A 13,696-nucleotide genomic window follows, 5' to 3' on the forward strand; every position below is an offset into this window, starting at 1 on the left:
ACAAGGGGAACACGGTGAGCCTGGCCATTTTCGATTTGGACAACACGCTACTCTCGATTGATAGCGACCACGCCTGGGGCGAGTTTTTGCTGGAACAAGGCGCCGTGGACCCGGTGGCGTATCGCGAAGCCAACGACCGTTTCATGGCCGAATACGAAGCGGGCACGCTGGATATGGCGGCGTTTTTGGAAGTGGCCTTGAAACCGCTGGCCGAAAACTCCCCGGAGCAGCTGGCCGCCTGGCACCAGCAGTTCATGGCCAGCAAGATCGAACCACACATTCTCGCCAAGGGCGAAGATCTTTTGGCCCGCCACCGCACCCAAGGCGATACGCTGTTGATCATCACCGCGACCAACCGCTTCATTACCGGGCCGATTGCCGAGCGCCTGGGCGTGGATGATCTGATCGCCGTCGAGCCGGAAATGGTCAACGGACGCTACACCGGCAAGGTCACCGGCGTACCGAGCTACCGCGAGGGTAAGGTCACCCGTTTACAGGCGTGGCTCGAAACCCAGGATCACACCCTGGATGGCACATGGTTCTACAGCGACTCGCATAATGACCTAGCGCTTTTGGAACAAGTCGAACACCCGGTCGCCGTCGACCCCGACGACACCCTGCGCCAAATCGCCGAAGAGCGCCAATGGCGGATCATGAGTTTGCGGGATGATTAATGGGTGAAGGGTGAAGGGTGAAGGGTGAAGGGTGAATGGTGAATGGTAGGAGCAGGCTTCAGCCAGCGATGCAGCGCAACGCGCTGCCGGGGTTGGTGGTGATGGCAACCTGTAATGCCTTTGCCAGCCAAGGGCGGCTAACGCCGCCATCGCCGATGTGTCGGACCACCAATAAAATTGGGCTCCTACAATAGAGCCTTGCCCCCATCCATTGTAGGAGCAGGCTTCAGCCAGCGATGCAGCGCAACGCGCTGCCGGGGTTGGTGGTTATGGCAACCTGTAATGCCTTCGTCACCGAAGGGCGGCTAGCGCCGCCATCGCCGATGTGTCGGACCACCAATGAATTGGGCTCCTACAATGGAACCGTGCCCCAATTCTCTTGCAGGAGCAGTTTTGAGATAACAAAAAACCCCGCAAGCATGCTTGCGGGGTTTTGGCGTTGCGTCACGCGTGGCTTAGCCGAGCAGGTGCTCGACGGCGGCGCGTTCTTCGCGTAGCTCTTTCTCGGTGGCCTGCACTTTCTCTTTGCTGAACGCGTCCAGCTCGAAACCCTGTACGATTTCGTACTTGCCGCCTTGGCAGCGAACCGGGTAGGAGAAAATGATGCCTTCTTCGATGCCGTAGCTGCCATCCGAGGGGATGGCCATGCTGACGATGCCGTCACAACCCAGCGCCCAGTCGTGCATGTGGTCGATGGCGGAAGACGCAGCAGACGCGGCGGAAGAAGCACCGCGCGCCTTGATGATGGCCGCGCCGCGCTGCTGCACGGTGGGGATGAAGTCGTTTTCGTACCAGTCGCGCTCGACCAGATCGGTGGCGGCCTTGCCGTCGACCTTGCACTGGGCGATATCCGGGTACTGGGTCGCGCTGTGGTTGCCCCAGATGACCATGTTGTCGATATCGGTGACGTGCTTGCCGGTTTTCTGTGCCAGCTGGGTCAGCGCGCGGTTGTGATCCAGGCGGGTCATCGCGGTGAACTGGCCCTTGTCGAGATCCGGCGCGTTGCAGGATGCGATCAGCGCGTTGGTGTTGGCCGGGTTGCCGACGACCAGCACTTTCACGTCGCGGCTGGCGTGGTCGTTCAGTGCCTTGCCCTGTACGGAGAAGATCGCGGCGTTGGCTTCGAGCAGGTCTTTACGCTCCATACCCGGGCCACGCGGGCGGGCGCCGACGAGCAGGGCGAAGTCCGCATCCTTGAACGCCACATTCGGGTCGTCCGAGGCAACGATGTCCTGGACCAGCGGGAAGGCACAGTCGTTGACTTCCATCACCACGCCGTTTAGCGCGTCCATCGCCTGAGGAATTTCCAAAAGCTGGAGAATGACGGGCTGATCCGGCCCCAGCATGTCGCCGGCGGCAATGCGGAAAATTAGAGAGTAGCTGATTTGGCCGGCACCGCCGGTAATCGCAATACGTACTGGATCTTTCATCATCGCTCCTTGGTTGGTTCGCCTTGGGGTGGTCGACAAAACACAAGACGCAAAGATGGTATGCCCACTTTAAAAAAAACTCAATCAGACAAAGGCCACAGGCGATTTTGCCGCGATTCAAAGGCTCGCCGCGCCGCCCCGAGTGCGCTATGGTGGACCCCGATTCTAACGTCCGTTTGATATTGAGACCGACCACCCCATGCGACGAATTTCCCTTTCCTACGCCCTGGCGAGCGTGTTCGTGCTGGCGTTGATCATATGGCTGGCGTTGGGCGACTTTCAGCGCTTTCAAAGCACGCCGCCCAATGTAGAGACCGAGCAAAGCGATGAAGCGCCCCGCGTCGAGGTCACGCGCCTGCAAAGCACGCCGTATATTCCCGAGCAGGTGATTCAAGGCCAGCTCGAGGCCCACCAGGAAACGCTCTTGCGTGCCAACGCCGCCGGCTACGTTACCGAAAAGCCCGTGACCCAGGGCGAGCAGGTGCGCCAAGGGCAAACGCTTTTGGTACTGGATAACGACGCCCTGCCCGAGCGCCTACAGCAGGCCCGGGACGAGCTGGCGGTGGCCCAGGCCGAATACGCCGGCGCTCAGGACCTGCGTCGTCGCGAATTCATCTCCGAGCCGGATCTTCTTCGCCTGCAAAGCGCGCTTAGCGCCAGTGCGGCCCAAGTGGCACAGCTGGAGCGCCAGTTGGCGGACACCCGCCCGAGTGCACCCTTCGCGGGCGTGGTCGACCGGGTTCAGGTCGAGCTTGGCGACTTGCTCCAGCCCGGCGAGGAGTGGGGGCGCTTGATCGATGACCAAACGTTGACCGGTACGGCCTGGGTCTCGCAGCAGCAAATCAACGACCTGAGCGTGGGCCTACCGGTCACCGCGCGGCTTTTAAGCGGTAATACGCTGGAGGGCCAGGTCTCTCACATAAGCAGCCGCGCCGAGGAGCAAACCCGCTCGTTTTATATCGAGGTCACCCTCGACAACCCAACGCGGCAGCGCCTGGCTGGCGGCAGCGCCGAGTTCACCATCACCCTGCCCCCACGCCAGGCCCACGCGCTCTCCCCCGCGCTTTTGAGCCTGAACGACGAAGGCGAGCTTGCCGTCAAACACCTGGGCGAAAACGATGAGGTCAAACAAACGCCGGTGACGCTGATAAGTGCAACGCTGGAAAGCGCCTTTGTGGCGGGCCTGCCGGATTCGCTGGAGCTGATCAGCCTGGGCGCCGGGCTCGTTGGCGTGGGCGATACGGTCACCCCGGTGTACGTAGACGACGTGACGCCCACGCCCGGTAGCGCCGCGGCGGCAGCGAGGCCTTAAATGCGTTCACTCATTCAGGCCGCGCTTTCCCATACGCGCACTACGCTGCTGTTGCTGGTGGGCCTTTTGCTGGCCGGGGTCACCGCCTGGCAGGTCATCCCCAAGGAGGCGAACCCGGACGTTACGATCCCGCTGATCTACGTGTCGCTGACCCTTGAAGGCGTCAGCCCCGAAGACGGGGAGCGGCTTTTGGTGCGCCCCATGGAGCAGGAGCTTCGCGGCATCGAGGGGCTGCGTAAGTTCACCGCCCAGTCCAGCGAAGGCCACGCCTCGGTCACGCTGGAGTTCGACCCAGGCTTCGACCCCAATACGGCGCTTTCGGACGTGCGCGAGCGGGTGGACATTGCCAGGGCCGAGCTTCCCGATGAGGCGGACGAGCCCCGAGTGATGGAAGTCAACGTCTCGGAGTTTCCCGTGCTGAGTATCGGTCTTTCCGGCCAGCTGGATACCCGGGAGCGCATCGCCATCGCCAGGCGGTTAAAAGAGGAGATCGAAGGCATCGCCAACGTGCTCGAGGTCGAGATTGCTGGCGAGCAGGAGGATCTTCTCGAGATCGTGGTCGACCCCCTGGTGCTGGAGAGCTACGGCATCGACTTCGATGCGCTGTTCAACCAGGTATCGCGTAATAACCGCCTGGTCGCGGCGGGCAGCTTGAATACCGGCGCCGGGCGTTTGGCGCTGAAAGTGCCCGGCGTCATTACCTCGCTCGAAGACGTCATGAACATGCCGGTGAAGATCGACGGCGACCGGGTGGTAACGTTTGGCGACGTCGCCTGGATTCACCCCACCTTCAAGGACCCGGAAGGCTTTGCGCGCATCAACGGCGAGCCGGCGGTGGTACTCGAGGTTTCCAAGCGCGCCGGGGCGAACATCATCGAAACCATCGACGCGGTGTGGGAGCGCTTCGATCAGGCGGGCGAGCTGTTACCCGACTCCCTTCGCGTGACCCCGATTCTCGATGAGTCGACCACCGTCGCCAATATGCTGTCCGAGCTTTTGAACAACGTATTGACCGCGGTGGTGCTGGTGCTGATTGTGGTGGTCGCGGTCATGGGGCTGCGTATGGCGCTGCTGGTGGGCCTGACGATTCCCGGCGCCTTTTTGACCGGTATTTTGCTGGTATGGGCCTTCGGCTTCACGCTCAACATCGTCGTGCTGTTCGCGCTGATTCTGGTGGCCGGCATGCTGGTAGATGGCGCTATCGTGGTGAGCGAGCTGGCGGATCGCTACCTCAAAGAGGGCCAAACCCCATTCGATGCCTGGCTCAACGCTGCCTCGCGTATGAGCTGGCCGGTCATTGCCTCGACCGCGACGACCCTGGCCGTTTTCGTTCCGCTGCTCTTCTGGCCCGGCGTGGTCGGTCAGTTCATGAAGTACCTGCCGGCCACGGTGATCCTTTGCCTTCTGGCCTCCCTGGCCATGGCGCTGGTGTTTCTGCCCACGCTTGGGCGGCTGATCACCCGTCAAGTCCCTAACCCGGAGGAGCAAACCGCCACGCTTGGCCAAAGCACCGCCCTTGGCCGCGGCTACCGGCGGCTGCTGTCACGCCTTCTACAGCGCCCGGGCTGGGTGCTGGCGTTTTCGCTGCTGGTCATCGCGCTTTTATATACCGGCTACGCGCGCTTCAATCACGGCATCGACTTCTTTCCCAACGTGGAGCCGGACAGCGCCCAGGTGCTGGTGCGCGCCCGGGGCGACTTTTCGGTGGACGAAGCCGACGCCATTTTAAAGCGCGTGGAGACGCGTCTGGGCACCATGAGCGAGGTGGAAGCCCTCTACGCGCGCTCGTTCGTGGCCAACGAACAGGCCGGCGACGATGTGGTCGGCACGCTGCAGTTTCAGTTCATCGACTGGTATCAGCGCCGCCCGGCCCGCACAATTCTTGCCGACATGGCCGAGCGCACCGCGGACATCCCCGGTATTACGCTGGAGTTTCAGGAGCAGGAGCAAGGCCCTGGCGGCGGCAAGCCCATCGTGCTGGAAATCAGCGCCAACGACCCGGCGCTAGCCGATGCGGGGGTGGATCAGTTGAGCGAATTAATGCGCACCCTGGGCGGCTTTACCGATATTCAGGATAACCGCAGCCTGCCCGGCGTGGAGTGGCAGATCAATGTGGACCGCGAAGCCGCCTCGCGCATGGGCACCGATATCACCACCATCGGCAGTGCCGTGCAGCTTCTGACCACCGGCCTGCAGGTAGCGAGCTACCGCCCGCCCACGGTGAGCGACGAGGTGGATATTCGGATTCGCCTACCCGAGCGCTTTCGCACCCTGGATCAGCTCGAGCGCTTGACCCTCAATACCGAGCGCGGCCAGGTGCCCATTTCCCACTTCGTCACCCTCACGCCCGCGCCCAAGGTCGGCACGCTGAACCGTATCGACGGTCGCCGGGCGATTACGCTGGAAGCCGATCTGGCGCCCGGGTACCTGGCCGACGAGCGCCTGCGCGCGCTGTTCGAGGCAGGCCAGGGGCAGTTGCCCGACGCCCTCATGGTCAACGTGGCCGGCGAGCAGGAGGATCAGCAGGAGTCGATGCAGTTTCTGATCACCGCGTTTTTGGTGGCCGTTGGCCTAATGACGTTGATTCTGGTCACTCAGTTCAACAGCTACTACCAGGCGGCGCTGGTGCTCTCGGCGATCGTGTTTTCAACCGCCGGCGTACTGATGGGGCTTTTGATGACCGGCCAGGCGTTCGGCATCGTCATGGTCGGCATGGGCGTGATCGCCCTGGCGGGGATCGTGGTGAACAATAATATCGTACTCATCGACACCTATAACGAACTGCGCGGCCAAGGGCTTGCGCCCGGCGAGGCCGCCCTGGAAGCGGGTGCCCTTCGCCTACGCCCGGTACTGCTCACCGCGATCACCACGGTGCTGGGCCTGATGCCAATGGTGCTGGGCATCAACGTCAACCTTTTCGCCCCGGCGCTAGGCTTCAACGCCCCCTCCGCTCAGTGGTGGACCCAAATGTCCAGCGCCATTGCGGGAGGCCTCACCTTCGCCACCGCCCTCACGCTTTTGCTCACGCCGTGCATGCTGGTAATCGGGGGAACGTTAAGGCGCGATAAATAACGACAGCGCCCTTCGCTGCATCGCTGGCTAAAGCCTGCTCCTACAAGAGATGGGGGCACGGTTTTATTGTAGGAGCCCAGTTTTATTGGTGGTCCGACACATCGGCGATGGCGGCGTTAGCCGCCCTTGGGTGATGAAGGCATTACAGGTGCCATCACCACCAACGTCGCGGGCCACCAAAAACCTGCACCTATGCAAAGGGCGCTGTTTAAGAGGCAGTCTGCGGGCTGTGGGCGGCGTGCAGGCGGGCGATGAGCTGGTCTTCCAGCGCGAAGCGTTCGGTCAGGGCTTTGGCGAGGCGGTCGAGCCAGGCAGGAAGGCGCGTGATATTCGTTTGGCAATGCTCAACGCTTGCGTAATCTTCGTCGAACGCCAGTACCATGGCCGTCGACATCTCCAAACGCTCCAGCAGCTTACCGGCGATTTCCAGGGCGCTTTCGTCCTCGAAGGCCTTGGCTTCCCGTGCGAGCTCTGGGTAGACCTCGAAATGCCCGGCGCTGATATAGTCCATCAGAAGCTCGCTGAAAGTGTCGATGCGCGGCTTGTTGACGGCGTCGAGTTCCGAGTCGCAGGCTTCTTTTAGCTCGATGAAGCTGATCAGAAAAGAGCGGCGTTGCTCCAGCCAGCGGTCGATCAAGCTGTGTACCCCGCCCCATCGTTCCTGGGCGTTTGTGCAGTTCTCCAACATGGCGTTCTCCTAACCGGTAGCCACTTGTCCTCGCTTAGACTCGCTTTTCCTTTTGAGCGTGTCAATGCGAGCACAGGATTTCGATTTTCCGGCGCCGGTATGAAACCGATGCCGGAAATCGGCCGTTAGCGCTTATAGGCAAGCCACAGGATACGCAGGGGTACCAGCGCCAGGATCAAAAAGCCGATCAACGTCCAGGCGGGCAGTGACAGGCCCAAAAAGGTGAAGTCGATTTCGGCGCATTCACCGGAGCCGGTCAGCACCATGGCGACGACCTCCTGCATGGGCAGGATGTCCATCATATAATCGAGCCCAGGCCCGCAGGAAGGCACTTCGCTGGGCGGCAGATGCTGCAGCCATACGTGGCGCCCGGCAATGAAGGCGCCGGTGGCCACACTTGCAAACCCCAACACCCCGTAAACCGTTTTACCGGCGGTGCTCTTGGGGTTATGCAGCGCGGCCAGCAGCAAAACGATACCGGCGGTAATGACCGCCACCCGCTGAAAAATGCACAGCGGGCACGGCTCGAGCCCGACGACGTGTTCGAGCATTAGCGCCACGCTCATCATCAAGGCGCAAAAGGCTACCCCGGCCCAGGCCGTGGACCGGGTGAATGATGGGATCATTCCAATTCCTCGGAGGTAATGGACGAAAAGGTGCGCATTTCGCGGGCCTTGATGAAGTAGTGCTCGATAAACTCGCTAAACGATTCCTGGTCGGCGGCTTCGATATCGCGCTGCTGCTGATGAGACGTATCGATCAACTGGTCCAAAAGCGCCTCGCGGGAGCGCAGCATGGGGGTCGATTCCAGCGCCTCGCGCTGCTCCTGGGCCAGCGCCAGCAGCGTATCGCTGAGCGAGCCGCTGCCTTTTTTGAGACGCTCGAGCATCTGGCCGGAGGGCGTAAGCGCCGGGTCTTGAAGCCGTGGCGCGAGGGCATCCAGCGCTGCCTGATGGGGAGTATCATCTTCGACGGCGTCCAGCAGGCGCGCTACTTCGCCCATTTCGGCAAAGATCTGCTCGCCCCAGGCGGGTAACGAGATCGCTTCGCCGTTTCTCAACAGCTCCAGAGCCGGGTCGCGGCCGCGCTCGACCACCAGGCGGCGGTTGTCGTCCAGCCGGTCGCACTCTTCATCCGAAATCCAGGGGCTATCGCTTAGCAAGCACCACAGCAGGAAGACATCCACAAAGCGCATCTGGTCTTCGGTGATGCCCAGGGGGTCGAAGGGATTCAGGTCCAGACAGCGCACTTCGATGTACTCGACACCCCGCGCCTCGAGTGCCTGGCTCGGCGTTTCGTTGTGCTTGGCCACGCGCTTGGGGCGAATATCGCTGTAGTACTCGTTTTCGATCTGCAGGATATTGGCGTTGAGCTGGCGCCAGTCGCCGTTGACGTTCACGCCCAGCTTTTCGTAGTCCGGCCAGGGCGAGGAGATCGCGTGGCGCAGCGTATTGACGTAGTTGGAAAGCGAGTTGAAGCAGATCTTGAGCTGCTCCTGCACCTTGTTCTGATAGCCAAGATCCGACATGCGCAGCGTCGTGGCGTAGGGTGCGTAATAGGTATCGTCGCCCAACGGCTCGAGCTTTTCGGGTATTTTGCCGTCCGGCAAAAAGCTTTTGTCGATCGCAGGCGAGGCGCCGAAAAGATACAACAGCAACCAGCTATGACGGCGAAAGTGGCGGATCATGCCGAAGTAGCGCGTCGAACGGTAGTCGTTGAACGGGATGTTGGTGGCTTTTTCGAGCTCGCGCAGGGCGTGCCACATGTCCTCGGGCAGCGACACGTTGTAATGCACCCCGGCAATCGCCTGCATGATGCGCCCGTAGCGTACGTCCAACCCTTTGCGGTAGACGTGCTTCATGGTGCCCACATTCGAATGCCCGTAATCGGCGATCGGCACGCTATCGTTACCGGAAAGCCGCGACGGCATGCTGCCCGGCCAGACCCATTCGTTCTCCAGGTGCTGGTAGGTAAAGGTGTGCAGGTCGGACAAAAACGCCAACGCCTCGCGCGGCTCGGTGTACACCGGGGTGATGTACTCCAAAAGCGATTCCGAGTAGTCGGTGGTGATATGCGGGTGGGTCAGTTTCGAGCCCAGCGCTTTGGGGTGAGACGTCTGGGCGATATGGCCGTTGGCATCCACCCGTAACCCCTCTTTTTCTAGTCCACGCCGCAGCCGCCCTAGCCGCCCCAGGCGCGCGCTTGGCAGCAAGCGCTCGATTTGAGCGGTTAACGACGTTGGCACAGTGAGTGGCTCAGCCAAAACGAACACTCCTTGTCAATCAGGCCCGCCGTGCGGGCCCTGGTAAAATCGGCGGGTAGCCCTAAGGCTAGCCTTTAATAAAGCCAAGAATATGGCGCAAACTACGAAACATTCAAGGCGCGCGACTATTTGCCCTGCTTCGCTTTCAATAGTGCCGCGCCCAGCGCCCCCATGGAGGACTCGGCGGCGGGCTTTTCACGCTGACCGCGGGCGCTCTTTTGCGCCCGAGGCGCTTTTTTCTCGCCCTGCTCCTGGCTAGCGCCTTCGCTTTCGACTTCATCGCTTAGCCGCATGGAGAGCCCGACCCGCTTGCGGGGAATATCCACGCTCATCACCTTCACCGTGACGATATCCCCCGCCTTGACGATCGATCGCGGGTCCTCGACGAACTTTTCGGCCAGCGCCGAGATATGCACCAGACCGTCCTGGTGAACGCCGATATCCACGAACGCGCCAAAGTGGGTCACGTTGGTGACCGTGCCTTCCAGCACCATCCCAAGGGTCAAGTCGCTTAATTTCTCGACCCCTTCGCGAAATTCCGCGGCCTTGAACTCCGGGCGTGGGTCGCGGCCGGGCTTGTCCAGCTCCTTGAAAATATCGCTGACCGTGGGCACACCAAAGCGCTCGTCGGCGAATTCCGCCGGTTTCAGCGCCTTGAGGGTTTGGCTGTCGCCAATCAGGCCCTTCACGTCGCGCCCGCTCTGTTTGGCGATGCGCTCGACCAGGGTGTAGGCCTCCGGGTGTACGCCGCTGGCATCCAACGGGTTCTCGGCGTTGCTGATACGCAAAAAGCCGGCGCACTGCTCAAACGTTTTCGGCCCCAGGCGGCTGACGTCCAGCAGCGCCTTACGGCTTTTGAACGCGCCGAGCTGGTTACGCTGGGCGACGATGTTCTCCGCAATCACCGCGCTAAGCCCGGCCACCCGCGAGAGAAGCGCGCTCGAGGCGGTATTGAGATCCACGCCCACGGCGTTCACGCAGTCTTCTATCACTGCTTCCAGGCTTTTGGAGAGCTGCACCTGGGAGACATCGTGCTGGTACTGGCCCACGCCGATCGATTTCGGCTCGATCTTGACCAGCTCGGCGAGCGGGTCCTGCAGGCGCCGGGCAATCGACACCGCGCCGCGCACCGTAACGTCCAGATCCGGCAGCTCTTTGGAAGCGTACTCGGAAGCCGAATAAACCGACGCGCCCGCCTCGGACACCATGACCTTGCTCAGGCGCTGCTCGGTGCCCAGCGCCTTGACCAGCTCGCCGGCCAGCTTGTCGGTTTCGCGGCTGGCGGTGCCGTTCCCTACCGCGATCAGCTCCACATTATGGCGTTTGATGAGCCTGGTGAGCTCTGCGAGCGAATCGGTCCAGCGATTTTGCGGCGCGTGAGGGTAAATCGTCGCCTGGTCCACGAACTGCCCGGTGGCATCGACCACGGCGACCTTGCAGCCGGTACGCAGGCCCGGGTCCAGCGCCAGCGTGACCTTCTGCCCCGCCGGCGCGGCCAGCAGCAGATCCTTCAAATTGGCCGCGAAGACATCGATGGCGGTCTGCTCGGCCTGCTCGCGAAGCCGGCCCAGCAGCTCGGTCTCGAGCGCGGTGTAAAGCTTGACGCGCCAGGTCCAGCGCACCACCTCGCCCAGCCATTTATCGGCCGGGCGACCCTGATCTTGAACGCCCACCTGCTTGGCGATGGCGACCTGGGCCGGGTGAATCGGGGCCTCGTCTTCGCCGGGCAGGCGGATGGCCAAACTCAGCACGCCTTCGTTACGCCCACGGAACATGGCAAGCGCCCGGTGGGACGGCACTTTAGCGAGCTTTTCGTCGTGCTCGAAGTAATCGGAGAACTTGGCACCTTCCTGCGCTTTGCCATCGAGCATGCGGGCGCTGAGTTGGCCTTCGTCCCAAAGCCGCTCACGCAGTCGGCCGATCAGCTCCGGGTCTTCGGCGAAGCGCTCCATGAGAATCTGCTTGGCGCCGTCAAGCGCGGCCTTGGCGTCTTCGATGGCGGCGATGTCGCCGTCCGCGGCGCGAAGATACCCTTGCGCTTCGCTTTCAGGGTTTAGCGTGGGGTCGGCCAACAGCGCGTCGGCCAGCGGCTCGAGCCCGGCTTCGCGGGCGATCTGGGCCTTGGTGCGGCGTTTTTTCTTGTAGGGCAGGTATAAATCTTCGAGGCGCTGCTTGGTTTCGGCGGCGTCGATGCTTGCCTTCAAGGCATCATCGAGCTTGCCCTGCTCGTCGATGGCGGCAAGCACCGCACCGCGGCGCTCTTCGAGCTCGCGCAGGTAGCGAAGGCGCTCGTCGAGTTGGCGCAGTTGGCTGTCGTCCAGCGCCCCGGTGACCTCTTTACGGTAGCGGGCGATAAAGGGCACGGTCGCGCCTTCGTCCAGCAGCGCTACCGTGGCGCTGACCTGCTGCGCCTTGACACTCAGCTCGTCCGCTAAACGCGAAATAATACGTTGATTCACATCCATACGTGCCACTAACTCATGCCATTTCAAATGCCGACAAGGTACCACAAACGTTTTAGGCTGGCATGAATTGTCGGTGGCACGAGCGGCGCGGTTCAGCCAATACCGCCCATCCAGCGGGCCCTGGCACCTTACCCGGCCGCCCATAAAAAAAGCAGCGCTTTCGCGCTGCCTTTGAGGTAGTGATCAAACCGTTCAGCTCAACTGCGGGCCTGCCTTGATGATGGCATCACTGACGCCTTCGAACTTTTTGAAGTTCTCGACGAATTTGGTGGCGAGTTCGCGCTGGTGATGATCGAACGCGCCTTGATCCTGCCAGGTGTCGCGGGGGTTTAGAAGGCTCGAGTCCACGCCCGGCACCGCGGTGGGTACGTCGAGGTTCAGGCCCTCGATGTGTTGGGTTTCGATATCGCGCAGTACGCCGGACTGGATGGCGCTGATGATCGCGCGGGTGGTCGGAATCGAGAAACGCGCGCCGCCTTCCCCATAGGCGCCGCCGGTCCAGCCGGTGTTGACCAGGTACACCTGGGCGTCCTTTTTATCGACACGCTTGATCAGAAGGTCGGCGTACTCGCGCGCCGGGCGCGGGAAGAACGGCGCGCCGAAGCAGGTCGAGAACGTCGCGGCCAGGCCCTCAGATGACCCCATTTCCGTGGAGCCCACCTTGGCGGTGTAGCCGGAAAGAAAGTGGTACGCCGCCGCTTCCTTGGAAAGGATCGATACCGGCGGCAGCACCCCGGACATGTCGCAGGTCAAAAAGACGATGGCGTTGGGCTCGCCGGCCAGGTTTTTGGCCACGCGCTTTTCGACGTGTTCCAGCGGGTAGGCGGCGCGCGAGTTCTGGGTCAGGCTATCGTCGGCGTAGTTGGGTACGCGGCGATCGTCGAGCACCACGTTTTCAAGCACGGTGCCGAAACGAATGGCGTTCCAGATGACCGGCTCGTTCTTCTCGGAAAGATCGATGCACTTGGCATAGCAGCCGCCTTCCATGTTGAAGACGATATCGTCGCCCCAGGCGTGCTCGTCGTCACCAATCAGGTAGCGGCCCTGGTCAGCGGAGAGCGTGGTTTTACCGGTACCGGAAAGACCGAAGAACAAGCAAGTTTCGCCGTCCTCACCCACGTTGGCGGAGCAGTGCATGGGGAGCACATCGGCGTCGGGCAGCAGGAAGTTCTGTACCGAGAACATCGCTTTTTTCATCTCGCCGGCGTAGCGCATACCGGCGATCAGCACTTTTTTCTCGGCGAAGTCGATGATCACGGCGGCTTCGGAGTTAGTACCGTCACGGCCGGGTTCGCACTCGAAACCCGCGGCGTTGAGAATCGTCCAGGCCTCTTTACTCGCCGGGTTGTAGGTCTCCGGGCGCACGAACATGGTGCGCCCGAACAGGTTCTGCCAGGCGGTTTCGGTTGTGACCCGCACCGGCAGGTAATGGGTCGCGTCGCTGCCCACGTGCAGCTCGGCGACGAAGTGCTCTTCACGGCCCAAATACGCTTCCACCCGCGCCCACAGTGCGGAGAACTTCTCGGCGTCGAAGGGGCGGTTGACGCTGCCCCAATCGATGCTGTCTCGCGTGGAGGACTCATCGACGATGAAGCGGTCCTTGGGGGAGCGCCCGGTGCGCTCGCCGGTATTCACTACCAAGGCGCCGTCTGCGGAAAGGCGGCCTTCACCACGGGCCACGGCGCGCTCGACCAGTTCGGCGCTGCTGAGGTTGACGTGGGCTTGGGGAGCGGCTTGAGTCGTGGTCATGTCAGTTCCTGGGCTTGAAGCCGTTTCTCGTTACAAGCGCAAA

Annotated in this window: 9 protein-coding genes; 3 read left to right on the plus strand and 6 right to left on the minus strand. The window is 61.9% G+C overall.

Annotated elements, in window-relative coordinates; genetic code table 11:
• Positions 1-14: 14 nt before the first annotated feature.
• Positions 15-674: a histidinol-phosphatase gene (locus ACWHXT_RS11070; RefSeq protein ID WP_447955871.1), complete on the plus strand. Its 660-nt coding sequence runs from the start codon at positions 15-17 to the stop codon at positions 672-674.
• A 455-nt stretch (positions 675-1,129) separates the two neighbouring features.
• Here the strand turns inward: ACWHXT_RS11070 and ACWHXT_RS11075 are convergent, their stop codons facing one another.
• Complete coding sequence (locus ACWHXT_RS11075) at positions 1,130-2,104, minus strand: malate dehydrogenase (protein WP_447955872.1); 975 nt, start codon at positions 2,102-2,104, stop codon at positions 1,130-1,132.
• Between the two features lie 199 nt (positions 2,105-2,303).
• Here ACWHXT_RS11075 and ACWHXT_RS11080 point away from each other — a divergent pair, with 199 nt between their 5' ends.
• Both ACWHXT_RS11080 and ACWHXT_RS11085 read left to right on the plus strand, forming a co-directional pair.
• The gene (locus ACWHXT_RS11080) at positions 2,304-3,416 is read left to right on the plus strand and encodes an efflux RND transporter periplasmic adaptor subunit (RefSeq protein WP_447955873.1); all 1,113 of its coding nucleotides are present in this window, start codon (positions 2,304-2,306) and stop codon (positions 3,414-3,416) included.
• Positions 3,417-6,488: an efflux RND transporter permease subunit gene (locus ACWHXT_RS11085; RefSeq protein WP_447955874.1), complete on the plus strand. Its 3,072-nt coding sequence runs from the start codon at positions 3,417-3,419 to the stop codon at positions 6,486-6,488.
• Positions 6,489-6,696: 208 nt separating this feature from the next.
• On the opposite strand, the gene rsd is transcribed toward ACWHXT_RS11085, so the two are convergent.
• The 5 genes from rsd to ACWHXT_RS11110 form a co-directional block, all read right to left on the minus strand.
• The gene (gene rsd / locus ACWHXT_RS11090; RefSeq protein WP_447893742.1) at positions 6,697-7,176 is read right to left on the minus strand and encodes a sigma D regulator; all 480 of its coding nucleotides are present in this window, start codon (positions 7,174-7,176) and stop codon (positions 6,697-6,699) included.
• A 125-nt stretch (positions 7,177-7,301) separates the two neighbouring features.
• Entirely contained in the window at positions 7,302-7,802 is a 501-nt protein-coding gene (locus ACWHXT_RS11095) for a disulfide bond formation protein B (protein ID WP_447955875.1), read from the minus strand.
• Positions 7,799-9,439, minus strand: a complete 1,641-nt coding sequence (gshA, locus tag ACWHXT_RS11100; protein WP_447955876.1) for a glutamate--cysteine ligase — start codon at positions 9,437-9,439, stop codon at positions 7,799-7,801. Before gshA ends, ACWHXT_RS11095 begins: the two co-directional genes overlap by 4 nt.
• Before the next feature lie 125 nt (positions 9,440-9,564).
• Positions 9,565-11,904, minus strand: coding sequence for a Tex family protein (locus ACWHXT_RS11105; protein ID WP_447955877.1), 2,340 nt, complete (start codon positions 11,902-11,904; stop codon positions 9,565-9,567).
• Positions 11,905-12,096: 192 nt separating this feature from the next.
• Positions 12,097-13,653 (minus strand): phosphoenolpyruvate carboxykinase, encoded by a 1,557-nt coding sequence (locus ACWHXT_RS11110; RefSeq protein WP_447955878.1) that lies wholly within the window; start codon positions 13,651-13,653, stop codon positions 12,097-12,099.
• Positions 13,654-13,696: the final 43 nt, after the last annotated feature.

The organism is Vreelandella halophytica, from assembly GCF_968193635.1.